The sequence below is a fragment of the Mediterraneibacter catenae genome, from assembly GCF_008691045.1.
In the GTDB taxonomy this organism is placed as follows: Bacteria; Bacillota; Clostridia; order Lachnospirales; family Lachnospiraceae; genus Mediterraneibacter; species Mediterraneibacter ornithocaccae.
The window spans coordinates 1-19,071 of sequence record NZ_VMSO01000024.1 but is presented as its reverse complement, the minus strand read 5'-3'; the positions used below and the strand labels follow the sequence as shown (position 1 = coordinate 19,071).

Genomic DNA, 19,071 nt, shown 5'->3' with positions numbered 1-19,071 from the left:
CGAAGCGCCTCCTTCCTTTCGTAGTTCAATCTTACTACGTTTGGAAAGGAGGCGCAAGGGGAATGCAGTTCCGGTGCTGTCAACAGTTTATCAGGCTGTAGTGTACAGCAAAATATCTTTATCCTTGTCGCAGTGTATTTTGTCTCTGAGATCGTATACAACATTGCTGATCACATATTCGCCGTCGTTTATATATACTTCGATCAGGTGCGGATCTACGAGCACGTCCAGATGGCAGCCGCCTTTGAGTTCCGGAGTCTCTGATATGAGATGCGCGCCTTCGAAGGCCGGATATACGGAAGAGCGGTCAGTTACGATGCGGTTTCCTTTCCGGGAGATGATAAATCCGCCGATATCTGCTGCCTCGCCGTCTTCGAGGTCAAAGGAAGCCATATATCCGTCGTCCGATACGTCCTTTACATCACGCACAGCTCTGGAATATGCATTCCGGATGTTTGGATGCATACGGAAGAAGATATGGCCGTTTGCTACTTCCACCATACGGGGAGAGCAGAACATTCCGATCCATCCTTCCTCTGTTACCCTGGGCATCCTCACCCACGCGATCATAGTGCGAAGTCCGTCTTTATCGAGTGTAGTCTGCGGGGCGTAGAGATCCAGACCGTAGTCGAGGTACTGGTATGCGTCGGGAATCTGCAGGGCGCAGGAAGCCTCATCGAAAGTTACAGGAAAACAGATGGACTGGTTCCTCTCTTTTACATGATCCGGAAGGAGCTTCATCGCGGAGAGTATCAGGACTTCCCCGCCATCTGTCTCAAAGTAATCCGGGCATTCCCACATCCATCCGTATTTGGGCCCTTTCCATGCCTTGTTTACATAAGTCCATGTGTGGAGATCCTCGCTCCGGTAGAAGAGGACTTCTCCGTACTTCTCCTCAACAGTGCTGCCAAGGATCAGATACCATGCATCTTTTCCGCGCCAGATCTTCGGATCTCTTGTGTGGGTCCGGTCCCCGATGGATGGATCTGTGACAGGGGGAATGATGATTTCCTTGCCGTGTTCATTGTCAAAGCTGAATCCATCCTCAGAGGAGATCATAAGCTGGGCTGACTCAAACTGCTCATTCAGGCAGGTGTGCGGATCGTCAGGATTGACGACTTCATAGCGCACGCCTGTATAGACGAGATACAGCTTTCCGTCTTCCTCAATGGCGCTTCCGGAGAAGCAGCCGTTCTGATCCGCACGGGTTGTTGGATAGAGGGCGAGCCCCTTGTGTTCCCATGTGACCAGATCCCTGCTCACTGCATGGCCCCAGTGCATGGTCCCCCAGCGTGGTTCGTAGGGAAAATACTGATAGAAAAGGTGGTAGTATCCCTTGTAGTAAATAAAGCCGTTCGGATCGTTTATCCAGTTGTCCGGTGCTTTTAAGTGTAATGTCTGTCTTTTCATACTGCCTCCATAATTACTGCTTACAGTTCTGTATAGTTGATTCCGGTCTCTTTGTCAAAGAAATGCATCTTTGACGGCATGAATACGAAGTCGATCCTGTCGCCGATCTGGCTGATCTCGTACTTGGATACGCGGGCAACAGCCTGGGCTCCGCTGTAGTTAAAGTAGAGATTATTCTCATTTCCCATGACCTCTGTGTCCGTGATGACTGCGCGCTGCTTGTTTGCACTTCCAAGTTCCAGATTCTGGGCATCCATCTTGATATCCTCGCCGCGGATACCGAGAATCATCCCGCCCTGCCGGCCGTTCAGTTTCTTCGCCATTCCCTCGGAGAGTGTGATGATATGAGGCGATGGATATTCTCTCTTCCCAGATGGCGGAGCGGAAGAAGAGAAGACCGGAACCGTTAAAAGAACCGGTGCATAAGATCATACCGCCGGTACTGATCCGGCGGGAGACGACTGCATAGGGGGAGCATAACAATATTGGCAGGGGGGAGCGGAGTACAGAAAAGATTACATTTGACACATATTGAAATGTTGACTATAATACACTTAACAAGACAGCCGGAAGGCAGGTGGAAGCTGCCCGTCCCGGTGAAAGTATATTACGAAATAATCGTCCTATTCTTTACCAGGGAGCAGGACGGTTATTTTTTATGTATCTGATAAATTAGTGCTACGATACCTGTTATCATAATAACGAAAGTAAAGAGATCACTGAAAGTCACGTACATAAGCACCAACCCTTTCCGCAAGACTCGGAACGGGCAGAACCGTCCTACCGGCTGCCTGGGTAAATATATTAATAAATCATATCTGTACTGCGTCAGCTAACTCTCACGCAATGCTTCAAGATAGCCAAGCAGACGTTCTTTCTGCCGGGATGAGAAGTTACGGTAGTTTTCCAGAAGTATGATTTCATTTTTGTTCAGAACGATATTATGATCAGCAGTAATCTCAGAGGAGACAGAATCATCTTCTGCGAGTAATTCATAGGGGGACACCTGCAGGACTTCACAGATCTTCAGTATCTTGTCAGAAGACGGATTTGTCCGTTTGCGTTTCCAGTCACTGATTGTACTCTGGGAGATTTCAGTTTTTTCTGAAAATTCTTTCTGACTCAACTCTTTTTGTTCAAGGAGTGCAAAGATTTTTTCACTAATGGTCATATTTTTTAACCTCGCTTTTATTTTGTGTGAAATAAACAATACCATAAGGTGGATAGTATTTGACACATATTGTGATATTGACTATAATACAGTTAACAAGACAGCCGGTAAGGGAGGCAGGACTCCCCGCCTGGCAAATAATGTTTAGCTAATGGCCGTCCATTCTTTACCAGAGAGCAGGACGGCTATTTTCTATGTGTGTATGTCAGGATTGCAATGATTAGTAACGCTATAGAAATGATTATCTGCAATTCTTCATATGTATTCATAGACATCCCCTCCTGTCAAGACTCAGGCGGAGAACTTTAGCCGCTCTACCAGCTGTCTGAGTAAGTATATCATACATTATTCGTATATACAATACGTATATACGAATGCAAGAAAAGGTATACCAGTAGAGTATACGTTTTAACGTTTAAAACTGCATAAAAATAAAAAGAATTGCCGAAATTGTATTATTCCTGTATAATTTAACTATTATTCTAATTAGGAAAGGAAGAGAAAAGATGGAAAACAAAAACAAAAAGAGTCTCAGTGTCCTGATCGGCGCTGCATTTCTGATGGCAACTTCTGCGATCGGGCCGGGATTCCTTACACAGACAGGAACATTTACCGGGAGCCTGAAGGCAAGCTTCGGATTCGTTATTCTGATCTCAGTCATCTTATCAGCGATTGTTCAGCTTAACGTATGGCGCGTACTCTGCGTATCCGGCATGAGAGGCCAGGACGTGGCGAATAAGGTACTCCCCGGACTCGGTTATGTTGTAGCATTCCTTGTTGTTGCAGGAGGACTTGTATTCAATATCGGCAACGTGGGCGGAGGAGCCCTCGGATTTAATACACTGCTTGGTATTCCGGAAATAGCGGGATATTTTATTGCCGGCGGTGTTGCGATCGTTATTTTCCTGATGAAAAATGCACTGAATGCCATGGATACACTTACCAAGATACTTGGCGGGATCATGATCGTCGTAATCTTTGTTGTGATCGTGATCGTACGTCCGCCTCTGGGAATGGCTCTGAAAGAGACAGTTATGCCGACCGCTCCGATGGGAGAGCTTGGAACTGCGATCCTGACGCTTCTTGGAGGAACGGTAGGAGGATATATTACATTCTCCGGCGCTCACCGTCTGATCGACGCAGGTATCACAAAGAAAGAGAACCTTAAGGAAATCAACAAGAGTTCTGTTATGGGAATCGGGATTGCTACGATCGTGCGTGTATTCCTGTTCCTTGCGATCCTGGGAGTTGTCGTGGAGACTGCTACATCGGCAGCACATACGCTGGATGCGTCTAATCCGGCGGCAGATGCGTTCCGCATCGGTGCAGGCGAGATCGGCTACCGTTTCTTCGGCCTGGTACTGCTCTGTGCAGCTATCACATCTATCGTAGGATGTGCATATACTTCAGTGTCTTTCCTGAAGACATTCCACAAGAGTATAGAGAAACATGAAAATGCATTTATCATCGGATTTATTGCGGTGAGCACGGTTATCATGGCCTTCCTCGGACAGCCGGCAGTCCTGCTTGTACTTGCGGGCGCGGTGAATGGTCTGATCCTGCCGATCACGCTCGGCGTATGCCTGATCGCTTCCAAGAAAAAGTCTATTATGGGTGAAGATTATAAGCATCCTGCATGGCTCCTTATTCTTGGTATCGTTGTTGTGATCGCATCCGCATATCTTGGCATTACAACATTCGGAGCTAACCTTAGCCAGCTGCTCTGATCATTATCCTGAGACATCCGTTTATAAAGCGATGAATCATACAGATCCGGGAGTCGCGGTAATACAGACCTTGATTCCCGAAAAGAAAGGCAAGGGTTGAAATGAACGAAATCAAAATTTGTACTGCAGGAGATTCTTCTGTCCTGATCGAATTCGGACAGGAAATATCTCCGGAGATCAACGCACAGATCACGGCGGTGGTACGTCTGATCAAAGCCCAGCACATCGAAGGCGTTACGGACATGATACCGGCTTTCGCGTCTCTGCTCATTAACTATGATCCCAGGGTGGTAAGTTATGCCGGACTGCGCGCGCGTCTGGAGAAGCTTTTAAAGCTTGAGATCAGCGGAGAGGCTTCAGAATCGAGAATATTTGAAATTCCGGTCTGCTACGGCGGAGAATATGGCCCGGATCTTCAGAATATTGCAGATCATGCGGGGCTGACTCCGGAAGAGGTGATCAGCATCCACAGCGCAAAAGATTACCTGATCTATATGCTTGGATTCCTTCCGGGATTCTCCTATCTGGGAGGACTGGACGAGCGGATTCATACCCCGAGGCTTGCTAATCCGAGGATACGGATTCCGGCAGGCAGTGTGGGAATCGGAGGTTCCCAGACCGGAATCTATCCGTTGGATTCCCCCGGCGGCTGGCAGCTCCTCGGGATGACGCCGGTGAAGACGTACGATCCGGAGCGGGATGTGCCGATCCTTTTCGAGGCGGGAGATTATATCCGTTTTGTTCCCGTATCGGAGGAGGAATATCTGGAAATAAAGAAACAGGTGGATGAGGGCACATATCAGTGTACGATCCACCAGAAAGGAGTGTAATCTATGGGCTTTCGTGTATTAAAAGGCGGGATGCTGACCACAGTGCAGGATCTGGGACGGACAGGCTACCAGAGTCAGGGGTTCAGCGTGTCAGGCGTCATGGATGTACGCTCCTTCAAGATCGCAAACCTTCTCCTTGATAATCCGGAGAATGAGGCGGTACTGGAATTTACTCTGATGGGACCGAGCCTGGAGTTCACTTCAGAAACGATCATCGCTATTACGGGCGGTGATTTTCAGCCTCGCGTCAATAAAAAGCCGGTGAAAATGTACACGGCACTTTATATGCATAAAGGCGATGTGCTGGACTTCGCGGGATGCCGCACCGGAAGCCGCGGATATATTGCTTTTTCCAGTTACCTGGATATTCCGGTAGTTATGGGAAGCCGTTCAACGAATATCAAATGCGGGATCGGCGGTTTTAAAGGACGCAGACTGAAGGACGGAGATTATATCGGGTTCCGGATTAAGAGAAGATACCTGCCGTATTTTCTTTCCAGAAGTCTGGAACTGGATGAGTTTGACTATGATGAAGTGACGCTGCGCGTCGTTATGGGTCCCCAGGAAGAGGTGTTTACCAGCGCGGGCAGAGAGACATTTCTGAATTCAGAATATACGGTCACAAGTGATTTTGACAGGATGGGATGCAGGCTCGAAGGACCGTTTATTGCATATAAGACAACGGCGGATATTATATCTGACGGTATTGCATTTGGCTCTGTGCAGGTGCCCAGCCACGGAAAACCGATCATACTTCTTTCCGACCGTCAGACGACCGGCGGATATGCGAAAATCGCAACCGTGATCTCAGTAGATCTTCCGAAGCTTGCACAGTGTAAAACAGATAACAAAGTACGCTTTAAGGCAGTGACAGTAGAAGAGGCACAGCAGCTTCTGCTTGATGAAGTGGCAGGACTCAATGAACTGCGCAGACAGATTTATCAGCCATGCCGGGAAGTGCTTGAGTGCCGCCTTGTCGCAAAACGACTCAGCAGGCTGTTTCAGTAAATGAAAAGAAAAAACAGGAGAGTGACCAATATGGATTTGGAAAAGATCGAAAAACTGGTAAATATTATTGAAAAGTCTTCCATGCTGGAATTCAGTATTCAGGAAGGAGAAACGAAGATCAAGATGAGCCGCAGGGGCAGCGCGGGTGTTCCGGGAGAGCCGCTTACAGTTGTAAAGACAGAAGCACCGGCTGAGGATACTGTAGATGAGAATTACATTATATCTCCGATCGTCGGCACATTTTATTCTGCTCCGTCACCGGATGCCGAGGCGTTTGTTAAAGTCGGCGATGTGGTGAAAGCCGGACAGACAGTATGTATCCTTGAAGCCATGAAGCTGATGAATGAGATCGAGAGTGACTATGACTGCGAGATCGAGGCGGTCCTCGTCAGCAACGAGCAGAAAGTCGAGTACGGACAGCCGCTCTTTAAGGTAAAGAAGCTTTCAGACTAAGGAGGAGTGCTGATGTTTCAGAAAATATTGATCGCAAACCGCGGGGAAATTGCCGTCAGGATCATCCGTGCCTGCCGGAATATGGGGATCCGCAGCGTGGCGGTTTATTCAAAGGAAGATAAGAACAGCCTTCATGTACAGCTGGCAGATCAGAGGATCTGTATCGGTGAAGGACCGGCGAGAAACAGCTACCTTAACATGGAGCGGATTGTCACAGCAGCCCTGAATATGGGAGCAGACGCTATTCATCCCGGTTTCGGATTTCTGTCTGAAAATGCGGATTTTGTTCGTCTCTGTGAGAAGAACGGGCTGACTTTTATCGGACCGAAGGCCGAGGTCATCGACAGTATGGGAAATAAATCCCACGCCCGCAAGACGATGATGGAAGCAGGCGTGCCTGTGGTACCGGGGACAAAGGAGCCGGTGTATGACGCAGAGACGGGTATCAGTCTCGCAGAGGAAATCGGGTACCCGGTCATGATCAAAGCGTCTTCAGGCGGCGGCGGAAAGGGAATGCGTGTAGCAAAATCCGCCGACGAATTCGAATTCCAGTTTAATATGGCGCAGAGAGAGTCTGCCAATGCATTTGGCGACGATACCATGTATATCGAGAAATTCATCGAGAATCCGCGTCATGTAGAGATTCAGGTCATGGGGGATAAATTTGGAAATGTGGTGGCTCTCGGCGAGCGTGACTGCTCCGTGCAGAGAAACCATCAGAAGCTGATCGAGGAGTCTCCGTCTCCGGCCATTAATGATGAGATCAGAAATGCCATGAACCGCGATGCTGTTCTTGCGGCTAAAACAGTAAACTATACCAATGCGGGAACAATCGAGTTCATCCTTGACCCGAAGGGAACATATTATTTCATGGAGATGAACACCCGTATCCAGGTGGAGCACGGTGTTACGGAGATGGTGACAGGTACAGATCTGATCATTGAGCAGATCAGGATAGCCATGGGCGAACCCTTAAGCTTTAACCAGGAAGGAATCCGTCTCAATGGCCATGCCATCGAATGCCGCATCAACGCAGAGATCCCTGAGAAAAACTTTATGCCAAGCCCGGGTGTAGTGAAGCATCTTCATCTCCCGGCGGGAAATGGAGTGCGGGTGGATACGGCGCTCTACACAGGTTACAGAATTCCTTCGGAGTATGATTCCATGATCGCGAAAGTTATCGTGCACGCGCCGGATCGTAACGCTGCGATCCAGAAGATGCGTTCTGCGCTGGACGAGATGGTGATCATGGGAGTGGACACGAATCTGGATTTCCAGTACCAGATCATGCGAAATCCGGAGTTCTGTGCGGGTAATGCGGATACCGGATTTATTGAGCGGATGCTCAGACTGGATTAATCAGAGAAAGAAGTGTGAATGAATATGTATAAAGTTGATTTAAACAGCGACCTTGGCGAGAGCTTTGGACGTTATACACTGGGGATGGATGAGAAGATCATCCCGCTTATCTCTTCAGCAAATATCGCATGCGGATTCCATGCGTCCGATCCTGTTGTGATGATGGAATCGGTCAGCAGGACAAAGGCTGCGGGCATCCGTATCGGCGCGCATCCGGGATTCCCGGATCTGATGGGATTCGGCCGCAGAAATATGGCGGTTTCTCCGGCGGAGGCAAAGGCTTATACGCTGTATCAGATCAGTGCACTGGGCGGTATGTGCCAGGCGCAGGGAATGAAACTGCAGCATGTGAAACCTCACGGGGCACTGTACAATATGGCAGCAAAAGATTACGAACTTTCCCTTGCCATCTGCGAAGCGATCAAAGAGTATGATCCGGAGCTGATCGTCATGGGACTCTCCGGGAGCGAGACGATCCGTGCGGCGAAAGACTGCGGATTAAAGGCAGCCAGCGAAGTGTTCGCAGACCGCGGATATGAAGAGGACGGAAGTCTTGTAAACCGCAGGAAAGAGGGGGCGTTCATCCGCGATGAGGATGAGGCGATCGCTCGTGTGATCCGCATGGTGAAAGAAGGAAAAGTGACAGCTGTTACGGGACAAGACATCGATATCCAGGCAGATTCGGTGTGCGTGCACGGAGACGGCGAGAAAGCACTCCTGTTTGTGGAGAAGATCCGCACTGCCCTGAAAGCAGAAGGAATCGAGATCGCGCCTCTGAGCGAAATCTGCCGGTAAACTTTACAGGCAGCTGAATAATTATTATAAATAAGAACTGGCAGTGGTCGGATCAGTCTTCGACCGCTGCCAGTTCTTTCATTTTCGCATATGTAAAATGGTTGAATACCGCGATAGTCCGGCCTACGCCGACCATTGCAAGAACAGTGCCCACGCCGATTCCGACGAGATGGCCGGAAAATGTGAGACTGATACAGATGGTGATCGTGATATTTGTCAGGTCAAAGCAGTTCTTTGTAAATCCGACGCTTTTGTGGATCGTATCAGCGATTGCCTGAACGATGCCGTCGCCGGGATTCGGCACGATGCGCATATTCAGTGACATGGCGGCTCCGATGCCGGTCAGGATGATAGCGATGATAAGGAAAGCCACACGGACGGCCATCTCGCCCGCCGTGCTCTGCCGGTCTGAATAGAGATTCGGTATGACCGCGGAAAAAACGTTCAGAAACCGGGTGAAGATGAGACTGAGCGGAATCTGCAGAAAATCCATCAGCAGGATAAGCTTCAAATCTGTCTTGCCGGCATGGGAGAGTGCTCCGCCGGATTCCTTTGTATATTTTCTGCTGCTGTGTTCAGTGTAAGTCCGAGCGCCAGAACGAGCAGCCCGATGACATAGAACAGAATACGGTAGAAAACGGTTTTTTTCATATATCTAACCTGCCTTTATTGTAAAAATCACACTGTTTTATTTTAGGCATGGCGGACAGTTTTGTCAAATTGGCAGAAACGGATTCTATGTGCTTTACGATTGTAAGTTTAATAATAATATGATATAGTTATAAAAATAGAGTTTATAGTTCAAAAATGGATGAATAAGGTGATTATATGTCGTTTACTGAGGCAAAGAGAAGCGCTATCCGGAAATATATGCTGAACAAGGTACGATGTGATGATGCAGATTTTATAAAAAAGACTGCTGAGAATTTTGAAATATCTGAGACCTCCGTGCGCAGATATATTAAGGACTGTCTGGACAAGGGGATAGTGGCGGAAGATGCGGAAAGGAAGAACGGCCTTCTCCTTACGACAGTGTCTGAACAGTGGAATATAGTAAATGCAGGTATGTTGGAAGAAGATGAATTGTACTGGACGCATATCAGCCCTTTTCTTGGCGGGCTGTCCGGCAATGTACAGGATATCTGGTACTATGCATTTACGGAAATCATGAATAATGCAATTGATCATTCCGGCGGGGATCAGATCAGGTTTGGAATACAGAAAGATGCCCTGTATACGGAAATTTCGATTACGGATAATGGTGTGGGGATTTTTCGTAACATACAGGATTATTTCAGGAAGAAGTCAGGAATATCACTGAATTCTGAACAGGCTGCCATGGAGCTGTATAAAGGCAGGATGACGACAGATCCGGCCAGACATTCAGGGGAAGGAATTTTCTTTGTATCGAAAATGCTTTCGGAGTTTGCTGTCTGGTCTGATAACACGGTTTATTCATACCGATGTGATGACAGAGACCGGTTTGTGCAGTCTCACCTGATTTCTTATTATACGAAGATGGAGGGGATAGGAACAATGGCTGTGATGAAATTGGAAAACGATTCAAAAAGAACGTCCAGAGAAGTCTTCGATACATTTGCTCCGTTGGAAGAAGGATTTGTAAAGACATTGATCCCTATGAAAGAGATGTGCCCGTTAGGAGATCCGGTAGCCAGATCTCAGGCAAGGAGAATTCTCCGGCGGCTCGATGAGTTCCGGGAAATTATCTTTGATTTTCGAGATATCGATTATATGGGGCAGGGATTTGCCGACGAAGTGTTCCGCGTCTTTCAGAATCAGCATCCGGATATTATGCTGAACGTAATCAATGCAAATGAAACAGTGCTGGGAATGATCCGGCATGTAAAACGGGGATGAAGAGGCAGAGCCTTTTGGTATATACTGGCAAACTTATCGGTTATTCCACATAACGGAGGATTAAATTACAATAATCACAGGATAAAAATAGTCGAAAGAAACGGAGAGATACTGTGATAAAGAAAAAATATGCCGGTCTGGCGGGCGCCGCAGCCGCAGCAGCGGCGTGGTGTATCTGCCGGAATAAAAAGTATCCCCTGGCGGAGGGATACCCGTTCTTAAATAAATTTTTTATTCCAGGAATGTTCCTGTCCAAACCATTTCTGAGGATGGCAAACAGCCGGCTGGCGGATATGGAGCTGCCGGCTTGTCCCTGTGGAATAGTACGAAGGACAGAATGGATTGACGATCAGGATGGAGAAAGACTGCGTCTTACCATCTGCCAGCCGGAAGAATCAACGGATAATATGACTTGCCTCCTAATAAGAAAACATGAGCAAGTCCAGTAAAATCAATGTTTTCAGAGGCAAGGAACACGATGTGAAGTCAAAAATTTAATACCGGCAGGACAAAGGGTGCTGATATGAAATGTCAGCACCCTTTTCCTGTCCCAAACGCCATAGGTAACACAAACCTGTGGCGTTTTTTATGCCCTGCCGGGGGCACTCAAAATTGTATGAAAACGGGTGGGAAATCCCCTGATTTTTCGCCTGTGGGCGGCGCAAACGAGGCCGCCCATATCCTTTCCCTCATGGGAGGCCGGGCAGTGATACAGGGGCACAAAACCACCGAAACGAACACTTTTCAAAACCAACGGAAGGAGGTATCCAACATGGCGGTATTCCGCATTGAGAAAACCCGCGATTACACGGTGATGTCCAAGTATATCGCACTCTGCAAACAGGCGGAGACCTTCCAAAAAGACAAATAACGCGGTCGGGTTTGATGTGCCCGACCGCGTTACTGTTTTTACCCATCTTCATGCGGGCAAATTGATTTTTTATGTGAAATCGTCTTGAAGCTGCGCTTACTATTAGGGGCACAGTTCATTTATGTGTTTTAAAACTTCGTAGTCTAACGGTACAGGCACCGGTGTTTTGTGTTCCCCAATTATGGCCTGTTTCTCTGATAACACCTTCCCGGAAGCCGTAGACACATCCAGGGGAGGAGAATCTAATGAGTTCAGAAACAAGAAGGTAAGGGCAATATATCCCAGCACCGCTACAAACAGAACGCCAAGAACACAGACCACAGCAATCCGCAAGCCCTTATGGATCTTCTCTCTACACAAGATCAGTACCAAGATGCCCGTCGCTATGATAAGCAGGGCAATTCCTGCTACCCACAGCTCCATACGCATTCCCCTTTATGCAACAAGTTTGCAGATGCAAATGCATGGATTTTACCAGCTTCCGCCGCCTCCTCCACCGGATCCGCCGCCGGAAACACCGCCACCGCTGCTGCCGGATCCGCCGCCGGACGAGCTCTGCCGCGGAGCGGAAGACATGGCGCTGGCCGCACTGCTTAGCGTCCGATCCATAGCGTGCCACATGGTAGCAGCCGTAAATACATCACGTCCGCTGTACCACTCGGGCGGTTCGATAGCAATGTTTTCAAACTTATTTACCCATTTGTCCGACACACCCAGCACATAGGCAAAGGGCAGGATGTTGTAAAAATATTTTGGATCCTCATGAACAAGCATCTCCAGCCGGTCTTTTTCCGCCGTTTCCAAAAACTTTTTGAACCCGGTTATCTTTTCTAAATTTTTATGGCTCTCCTCTGTGCGGCCCGGGACGTAACACGTCAGCCAGAACGCTCCGGCAAGAATCGGCACGCCGATCACGAAAGGAATGAACCGCTCATTCCCACCCAGGACGTTGGCAAGTATCACAACATCAAGAACGAAGCCGCCAATAACAAGCAGCCAGCAGAGAAGCTGCAGCCGCGTGGACTTCAGGGTATGTATGCGGCCCTTTTCTCCGGAATAACCGTAATTAGAGGATATCCGATTCAGGGTGCGATAGAATTTATTCCTGAGATCGCTCCCGGTAACCATGTCTTTGCCGCTTTCAAAGAGACCTTCAAAAAACCTTTTTTTATCCTCGTCAAGATCATGGGGATACGGCTTTATACGCTCGATGCGGTACGCACCGCTCCCCGCTTCGTCGCCGTCATGAATGGCAATATAGCCCTCGTTTGCCAGCTCAATGAGCAGGGCGACTATATCTTTTTTCGGCAGCTTTCCTTTATACCAATACGCTACGTCTGCACTGTTCATGCCCTCGGGCGGATAAAATTCAACGGTCTCAATGACCTTCTTTTCCCTGCCGTATTTGAGCCATATGATAAATACAAAAATAAGGCACGCAAGAGGAATAAGCGCCATGGTGCTGAGCTTTAACATATGCAGAACCTGATCGAAGTAGAAGTATCCCTCCTCCAGCTCCAGTCTTACGGTCAGGGCCTGATATGGCTCCAGTTCCTCCCAGAGGAAGCCTTCAATCTCCAGCCCATCCGTGTAATATTCTACGATATCCGAACCGGTAAACCCATATCCGCCGGTGGAAAATCCCAGCAGGCTGCTGTCGAACTCCTTCGGCATGGTGATTGTAAAGCTCACGAAGTCGATATAGGTATCCCACCCGGCACCAATGATATTGAAGTACAGCTCATCGTAGCCGTCCGCCACATCCTGCCCAAGAACATAGTCATAGGAGATTGTATAATGCTTGTCGCCGGTAACGGTAGTATCAGCATCGCCAATCTGCAAAATGAGGTCGCTGTTTTGCGTGGACTTTTCATAATGTTTGGGATCAGATCCCATCTCTTTTTCAGATAAACGTCCATCGTGGAAAACGCTTCCTCTACTGAATTTTTCAGCTTCACAAGCGCATTATAGGTTGCGCCGATATAGATGCCGATGATCAGCAGAGGAACTGCAACGACCGCTGCGATAATCATTCCGGTCATAAAAACACCTCCTGTATTTTCTGATTGACTGCCATTCGTTGGCTATGTGTAAAAATGGCGATGCACAACGTAAAGAGCTTAGCTGCCTCACTCAGATGGAAAATCGAGTGTGAGACCGTCAAGAACCTCATACCAGGTATCGAGCATTTCCTCTGCATAATCTGCCTTCGTATCAAAAGCGTAAATATAAGTATAAAGATCGGTCGTGACCAGTAAAGCATCCCATTGGCGGGTATCCTCATTTTCCCCCTCCAGCCAGGTGAGATAGTATGCCGGCCAGGAGTCCAGTGTTGCTTCCTGAATTTCGAGATCCCGATACTCAAATTTACCGATCAGGTCAACGCAGCGGCCAATATATTCCTCTATCGTCTCGTCAGCAGCGGAAAAATCGTTAGTAAAGCCGCTGTTTATAATCGTGGTAAATCCGTCCTCGGTTCTATCGGCATAATAATAGCCGCCGTGGAAATCATTGTTGTTCTCGATTTGAGCCAGCCCGGTAAATCTTGTTTCGGGTACAAGAACACCAATTTCTGGTGTGATATCAGCTTCAGAGCCTTCCTTGATATAAATATTGCCATTGTTATTTCCCATATGGATCTGTGTGTCTGAATCGAAGTAGAAGCTGTTTATTAAGCCAAGCTCGCCGTCATACAGATCATATCGGCCGTTGCCGTCTCCGTACTCGTCCACATATTCCAGATACCCTGAAGCCTCTACGGAGCCGCTGGCGTAATAGGAGATAAATCCGCCTGTTCCGTCCATATAGATACTTGCTGTGCCTTCTTCGCCATCTAAACGCCATGTGCCCTCAGTTGCCGCGAATATGGCTGTATCATTTTCGCCCGGATCCGTGCTGGAAGCTGGATCCAGGCTTTGCGTACTGGTGGAATCCGGGCTCTCGCTTTGTGTGTTGTTTGATACGTCACTATTCTGTTGTTCGTTTGCACAGGCGGCCAGAGTCAGCGTAATGACCGCAGCCAGAAAAACAGTTATCAGCTTCTTCATCGTAATTCACTCCTTTCTGCGTTTGGGTGATCAGCCACTTTCTGCGCCGGAAGTGCGAGCGTATCAAGGATATTGATAAAATCTTCCATTTCCTTTTCCAGCTTTTCTACAAGCTGCACCGTGTTTTCGGATTTGCCCATCTCGAAAAGATTCATATCTTTTATTACAAGCAGCAGCGTACCGTCCTGAAGAAAGCGGATGGCAAACCGCTTGCCTCTCTCTGCGGACAATTCCAGCAGCTTTTGCATATAATCGGGCGTAAGCACCAGCTTCGCATCTTGCTCACTTGTGCATCTGACGGAAAAAGCATTGTAAAAGGCTTCTGAATCGGCATTGTAGGCATTTTCGTAAGTTTTAAACTGCGTTGCCATAACCGCATCACTCAGCGCAAGATTGTGGCGGCACACGACAATGACACCGTAAAATACGGTCTCGTAAGAGACATCCGTATCACCATCCTTGTCTTCCGTCACATGCTTCTCCTGTAACTCAAACTCACAGAACTCCATGGGCACTCCCCGAAGCACGCCCCTGACGTAATCGCCGCAAAAGCCGGTGCAGTCGTATTTCGGGAATCCGAAATCCTGGTTCAGGTAATACCTGTCGATATGCTTGCCGTGGTCAAATGTATCCAGCCGATCCATCACCCTGCCGAGCACGCTACTTGCATAGTTGTTCGCAATATGCTTCTGCGCCTCGCCGGCCTTCTGCTTAACCCTCAATCCTGTAAAAAGCAACGCAAAGCCACCTATTATAAGAATAATAGCAACTACGCCCGTGGGGGTTTTGAAGTTCAGAGACAGAGTGCCCCCGTTGAGGAGAATCATGAGTACAACGATACCGAGGCATACGCCGCCGGCGATCATTATGTATTTTGACAGCTTCGTGCGCTTTCGCAGGTTTTCCATCTTCTGATCGTCAAGCTGTGTGTTTGGAAGGTTATTGTCCATATATATTGTTCACCGCCTTATTTTTCATCATAATGGTACATTGTTGTTTGCATTCAAATCGCCGCTTGAAAAGACAACCTCTGCGTAACGGCTGATGCCCTTGCGCAGAGGCTGAGCTTGCCGCTCTGATCCCTTTTTCTCATTGGATTGGAATTTGCGCTCGGTTCCTTATTGCCGCAGGCACTAAGAATCGTCATGGAAAGGGTCAGGCAGAATAAAATTGTAAAGACTCTGAGATATTTCATTTTCATGATTTCTCCTTAATATGCAAAGGCTCAGGGTAGCAAATGCCGCCCTGAGCCTTTTGCGCATTCTTTCTGCTACCATATTAAGCATAGCAGAAAATGCACCTTATTTTGAATTGTTAGGAAAAACTCATATTTCGGATGATTTCGTTTCAGCACACCGTAGTGAACATATACCCCTTCCTGTATACGGAAACGATATCATAATCATTCGCATCATCCGCGTGGATTTTCCTGCGTAGATTCTTGATGTGAAACCGTATGGTACGGATATCCTCTCCAGAGGGCGTACCCCATACTTTTTCATACAACTCATGGGGAGGCACCTCCTTATCCTCGCTTTGCACCAGCAGCAGAAGCAGCGCAAATTCCTTTGCGGTAAGTTCAGCATCTGTACCGTTCACCGTTGCTTTGAATTTTGGGATATCCAGAACAAGGGAACCTTTCACGATTCTCGTCAGTTGTTCGCGCTTTTTCTTTGTCTGCAGGTGGCGCTTGATGAGCATATCAGCCACGGCCAGCAGTTCGTCCGGATCATAGGGCTTGGTTAGATAATAATCGCCTCCGTGCCCAAGACCTTCGACCTTATCGCAGGTCTCGCCTTTGCCGGTTAGGAAGATCACCGGGTGGTCGCTCGTGCTGCGGAACCTTTCGCAGATATCGTAGCCGCTGCCATCGGGCAGCATGATATCCAAAATCAGAAGATCGGGTGTCGGAGCCTCCATCCGCTCGTATGCCTGACGGCAGTTTTTCGCTGTGTACACGGTATATCCACGGCGTGTCAGCATCCTGGCGTTGATTCGCAGCACATCCGTTTCGTCCTCTACCACAAGAATAATCGGTTTTTCCTCTTTCATAGCTTATTTCTCCTCATCAGGCAGGGTAAAGGTTACCGTAGTGCCTTCCCCCAGTTTACTTTCAATCCAGATCCTGCCGCCATGGGCTTCTATAATCTGGTGGGATACATACAGGCCGATGCCGTGACGCCAGTATTCTTTGTCCGAGGATATGTACCCTTTAAATACCTGCTCCTGCAGCTCCTCCTTCATTCCTTCGCCATTATCGGCAATAACGACGATCTGCTCCCCGCCTTGCTTATAGAGGGTAATCCTGATTCTGCCGGCTTTTGTATGTTGTATGGCATTGGACAACAGGTTTGTAACCACTTGCATGATCCTTGCGTAATCTGCGCTGATAGGAAGCAGGTTTTCGTCCATATCTAATACAAGCTCGTTGCCGCCGGAAGCATCTTTGCCGAAGTAGGTGCCCGAGACTTCCTTCAGCAGCTTACTAAGCCGCATGGGCGCAAGGTTCAACGCCAGCCGCCCCTGCTCGATGGCCACAGTATCTTTTAGGTCGGTCAGAATGCGGTCGATGCGCACCACCATTTTTTCAATGACCTGCTGGTTGCTCTGAATCATCGAGACGTCTGGCTCTTCCTCGCCCATCAGTTCCAAAGTGTCGCGGGCGTAGAGATTGATGGCATTCAAAGGATTTTTCACCTCGTGGGATACGGTAGTCAGAAAGACAGAACGGGAGGCGTCGTAACGCCGCAGTTTTTCATTCTGCTCATACAGCAGCTCACGCTGGCGGTCGTACTCCCTTAAATGAAAGAAGAGCACCACGCCGCAAATCAGGCTGACACAAGTGAAGGCAAAAATAATGTCTACCAATATCTGGCCTTCTGTTTCATAATGCGTTACAAATTCAGGATTATAATAGGCAAAAACGCACACGGCGGAATATTCCGCGATTTCCAGCAGGGAAATCAGGAGCGCCGCCTTTCCCTTTATCATCAGCACTGTAAAGAGTACAGCCAGAAGGAAAATCGATGGCATACCGCTGCGATGGCCGCCTGAGGTGAAGAACATCATTGGCAAAACCACCATGAAAATGACCGTGACGGTGAGGAAGTAAGCTATCTGATACTTGCCCGTTCTCTGGGTGAATAGAATCAGCCCCAGGGAAAAGACAATCAGAACGGCAGCCAGTCCTGCGGTTTCCCACATGCCCATGATCAGGCTGATAGTCACTGTAAAAAAACTGATGGCGATGCCGCCGAAGGCTAGTATGTGAAATAGTCGGACGCGAAAATCCAGAGGCCAGTCGAAAAACCGGATATGAAATTTCTTTAAAAAAGACTTCAAGGCGAAACCTCCTCTGTATTTGGTTGGAATTTACCTGTATTCGGTTCCTGCTGCAAACGGCACATCATACGTCTTTCTCTTTTGTGCGGTTTGCTTTCCGGGGATCCGCCGGTTTTACGGCATTTTCCGGGATTGCCCAAGAGCGTCCAAAACGCTCCGCGCCTGGAATGCGCCCCTGTGTGCAATATTGATTAACACGGCGCTCCGATACGCCCCATTTATAGGAAGTTTCCCGGATGGAAAGATATCCTTTCATACGCCGCCTCCCTTTTGGTTGATACAACAATACAAGTTATATTATATACGAATATCCGTAGTTTTACAAGTGCACAAACCGTACTTTTTCTTAAACTTCTTGTTTGAATTTTTTCACTATTAGAGCAAAATGTGATTGCCACACTCGCCAATCGAAAAAGAGTTGCGTCATTTCGTTTGATCCCAAAACTGTTCGCATACTTAAAAGGAAAAACCTATCCCATTTCCTTATCCATGGCCATTTGTTTCCTTGAGAATTGTAGTATTAGTAGAGGAGATAACCGAAGGAAGGGATACGATAGCAAGCACAGCCAGCGAGTACCCACTGGCGGATTTTCGGTTTAGGGGAACCCCTGCCCCTAAACACAAAAATTGCTTGCTGGGATAGTCCCAGACCCTTATGAAAAACGGAGGCGAAGCGGAATGGCAAATCGGAAACGGAACATCCAGATGAAGTTCTGGGTGACGGAGGAGGAGAAGCAGCTCATCGACGAGAAAATGAGCCAGCTCCCCACTAAAAGATATGGAGCGTACCTGCGGAAAATGGCGATTGACGGGTACATCATCCAGGTGGACACCACCGACATCAAGGAGATGACAAAAGCCCTGGGCTTCATTGGCCGGAACATCAACCAGATCGCCAAGCGGTTGAACACCGGCGATCCCGCCTACCAGGCCGACATGGAGAAGATCCGGGAGAGATTGGAGCAAATATGGCAGTTACAAAGACGCATCCTATTAAGTCAACGCTGAAAGCAGCCATTGACTATATCTGCAATCCAGACAAGACAGATGCGATATCCGGAACTGGATCCGGGTCAATAATAATGCTCTGACCTATTTTGGCGGCGTGACACCAACGATCACCCCGGATAATTGCAAAGTAGCAGTTGCCCGGAACAAGGACTGGATCAGCCCTGTCTTA

General features: G+C 48.2%; 23 protein-coding genes and 1 pseudogene. 10 read left to right on the top strand and 14 right to left on the bottom strand.

Annotated features, from left to right (window positions below):
* Positions 1 to 90 precede the first annotated feature (90 nt).
* Together FNY66_RS13360 and FNY66_RS13355 are read right to left on the bottom strand one after the other, a co-directional pair.
* Positions 91 to 1,410, bottom strand: coding sequence for a glycoside hydrolase family 32 protein (locus tag FNY66_RS13360; protein WP_150311459.1), 1,320 nt, complete (start codon positions 1,408 to 1,410; stop codon positions 91 to 93).
* A 20-nt stretch (positions 1,411 to 1,430) separates the two neighbouring features.
* The gene (locus FNY66_RS13355) at positions 1,431 to 1,733 is read right to left on the bottom strand and encodes a TOBE domain-containing protein (RefSeq protein WP_150311458.1); all 303 of its coding nucleotides are present in this window, start codon (positions 1,731 to 1,733) and stop codon (positions 1,431 to 1,433) included.
* A 26-nt stretch (positions 1,734 to 1,759) separates the two neighbouring features.
* Here FNY66_RS13355 and FNY66_RS16205 point away from each other — a divergent pair.
* Positions 1,760 to 1,879: pseudogene (locus FNY66_RS16205) on the top strand (LacI family transcriptional regulator); the annotation flags it as partial.
* 363 nt (positions 1,880 to 2,242) lie between these two features.
* Here FNY66_RS16205 and FNY66_RS13345 read toward each other — a convergent pair.
* Together FNY66_RS13345 and FNY66_RS16240 are read right to left on the bottom strand one after the other, a co-directional pair.
* A complete protein-coding gene (locus tag FNY66_RS13345; protein WP_087151295.1) occupies positions 2,243 to 2,581 on the bottom strand; it encodes a helix-turn-helix domain-containing protein in 339 nt (112 codons plus the stop codon).
* Positions 2,582 to 2,766: 185 nt separating this feature from the next.
* Entirely contained in the window at positions 2,767 to 2,850 is an 84-nt protein-coding gene (locus FNY66_RS16240; protein WP_408631289.1) for a putative holin-like toxin, read from the bottom strand.
* Between the two features lie 237 nt (positions 2,851 to 3,087).
* Here FNY66_RS16240 and FNY66_RS13340 point away from each other — a divergent pair, with 237 nt between their 5' ends.
* From FNY66_RS13340 to FNY66_RS13315, 6 genes are all read left to right on the top strand, one after another.
* Positions 3,088 to 4,308 (top strand): NRAMP family divalent metal transporter, encoded by a 1,221-nt coding sequence (locus FNY66_RS13340; RefSeq protein WP_150311457.1) that lies wholly within the window; start codon positions 3,088 to 3,090, stop codon positions 4,306 to 4,308.
* A 101-nt stretch (positions 4,309 to 4,409) separates the two neighbouring features.
* Positions 4,410 to 5,138, top strand: a complete 729-nt coding sequence (gene pxpB / locus FNY66_RS13335; protein WP_087151297.1) for a 5-oxoprolinase subunit PxpB — start codon at positions 4,410 to 4,412, stop codon at positions 5,136 to 5,138.
* Between the two features lie 3 nt (positions 5,139 to 5,141).
* Positions 5,142 to 6,146, top strand: coding sequence for a 5-oxoprolinase subunit C family protein (locus tag FNY66_RS13330; RefSeq protein ID WP_150311456.1), 1,005 nt, complete (start codon positions 5,142 to 5,144; stop codon positions 6,144 to 6,146).
* 30 nt (positions 6,147 to 6,176) lie between these two features.
* On the top strand, positions 6,177 to 6,599 hold the full coding sequence (gene accB / locus FNY66_RS13325; protein WP_087151299.1) for an acetyl-CoA carboxylase biotin carboxyl carrier protein: 423 nt from the start codon (positions 6,177 to 6,179) through the stop codon (positions 6,597 to 6,599).
* Between the two features lie 12 nt (positions 6,600 to 6,611).
* Positions 6,612 to 7,958, top strand: a complete 1,347-nt coding sequence (accC, locus tag FNY66_RS13320; RefSeq protein ID WP_150311455.1) for an acetyl-CoA carboxylase biotin carboxylase subunit — start codon at positions 6,612 to 6,614, stop codon at positions 7,956 to 7,958.
* 24 nt (positions 7,959 to 7,982) lie between these two features.
* Positions 7,983 to 8,753 (top strand): LamB/YcsF family protein, encoded by a 771-nt coding sequence (locus FNY66_RS13315; RefSeq protein ID WP_150311476.1) that lies wholly within the window; start codon positions 7,983 to 7,985, stop codon positions 8,751 to 8,753.
* Positions 8,754 to 8,805: 52 nt separating this feature from the next.
* Here FNY66_RS13315 and FNY66_RS13310 read toward each other — a convergent pair whose 3' ends face one another.
* Both FNY66_RS13310 and FNY66_RS15855 read right to left on the bottom strand, forming a co-directional pair.
* Entirely contained in the window at positions 8,806 to 9,264 is a 459-nt protein-coding gene (locus FNY66_RS13310) for a DUF6198 family protein (RefSeq protein WP_229409531.1), read from the bottom strand.
* Positions 9,261 to 9,404 carry a hypothetical protein gene (locus FNY66_RS15855; RefSeq protein ID WP_229409530.1) on the bottom strand — a complete coding sequence of 48 codons (144 nt, stop codon included), beginning with the start codon at positions 9,402 to 9,404 and terminating at the stop codon, positions 9,261 to 9,263. Before FNY66_RS15855 ends, FNY66_RS13310 begins: the two co-directional genes overlap by 4 nt.
* 177 nt (positions 9,405 to 9,581) lie before the next feature.
* Between FNY66_RS15855 and FNY66_RS13305 the strand changes: the two genes are divergently transcribed.
* Entirely contained in the window at positions 9,582 to 10,631 is a 1,050-nt protein-coding gene (locus tag FNY66_RS13305) for an STAS-like domain-containing protein (protein ID WP_150311454.1), read from the top strand.
* A 113-nt stretch (positions 10,632 to 10,744) separates the two neighbouring features.
* Positions 10,745 to 11,080, top strand: a complete 336-nt coding sequence (locus FNY66_RS13300; RefSeq protein WP_087151302.1) for a hypothetical protein — start codon at positions 10,745 to 10,747, stop codon at positions 11,078 to 11,080.
* Positions 11,081 to 11,604: 524 nt separating this feature from the next.
* On the opposite strand, the gene FNY66_RS13290 is transcribed toward FNY66_RS13300, so the two are convergent.
* The 8 genes from FNY66_RS13290 to FNY66_RS13250 all read right to left on the bottom strand — a co-directional run bounded on the left by FNY66_RS13290 (position 11,605) and on the right by FNY66_RS13250 (position 18,147).
* A complete protein-coding gene (locus FNY66_RS13290) occupies positions 11,605 to 11,925 on the bottom strand; it encodes a hypothetical protein (protein ID WP_143449265.1) in 321 nt (106 codons plus the stop codon).
* 48 nt (positions 11,926 to 11,973) lie between these two features.
* Positions 11,974 to 13,398, bottom strand: coding sequence for a DUF2207 domain-containing protein (locus tag FNY66_RS13285; protein WP_190324843.1), 1,425 nt, complete (start codon positions 13,396 to 13,398; stop codon positions 11,974 to 11,976).
* Between the two features lie 233 nt (positions 13,399 to 13,631).
* On the bottom strand, positions 13,632 to 14,549 hold the full coding sequence (locus tag FNY66_RS13275; protein ID WP_150311452.1) for a hypothetical protein: 918 nt from the start codon (positions 14,547 to 14,549) through the stop codon (positions 13,632 to 13,634).
* A complete protein-coding gene (locus tag FNY66_RS13270; protein WP_150311451.1) occupies positions 14,546 to 15,499 on the bottom strand; it encodes a DUF3137 domain-containing protein in 954 nt (317 codons plus the stop codon). The genes FNY66_RS13275 and FNY66_RS13270 overlap by 4 nt, the downstream gene beginning before the upstream one ends.
* A gap of 53 nt (positions 15,500 to 15,552) precedes the next feature.
* On the bottom strand, positions 15,553 to 15,750 hold the full coding sequence (locus tag FNY66_RS13265) for a hypothetical protein (protein ID WP_150311450.1): 198 nt from the start codon (positions 15,748 to 15,750) through the stop codon (positions 15,553 to 15,555).
* 146 nt (positions 15,751 to 15,896) lie between these two features.
* Positions 15,897 to 16,601: a response regulator transcription factor gene (locus tag FNY66_RS13260; RefSeq protein WP_150311449.1), complete on the bottom strand. Its 705-nt coding sequence runs from the start codon at positions 16,599 to 16,601 to the stop codon at positions 15,897 to 15,899.
* 3 nt (positions 16,602 to 16,604) lie between these two features.
* Positions 16,605 to 17,891 (bottom strand): sensor histidine kinase, encoded by a 1,287-nt coding sequence (locus tag FNY66_RS13255; RefSeq protein WP_229409529.1) that lies wholly within the window; start codon positions 17,889 to 17,891, stop codon positions 16,605 to 16,607.
* A gap of 64 nt (positions 17,892 to 17,955) precedes the next feature.
* On the bottom strand, positions 17,956 to 18,147 hold the full coding sequence (locus FNY66_RS13250) for a MerR family transcriptional regulator (RefSeq protein WP_150311448.1): 192 nt from the start codon (positions 18,145 to 18,147) through the stop codon (positions 17,956 to 17,958).
* Positions 18,148 to 18,569: 422 nt separating this feature from the next.
* Between FNY66_RS13250 and FNY66_RS13245 the strand changes: the two genes are divergently transcribed.
* Complete coding sequence (locus tag FNY66_RS13245) at positions 18,570 to 18,899, top strand: plasmid mobilization protein (protein WP_150311447.1); 330 nt, start codon at positions 18,570 to 18,572, stop codon at positions 18,897 to 18,899.
* The last annotated feature ends 172 nt before the right edge of the window (positions 18,900 to 19,071 follow it).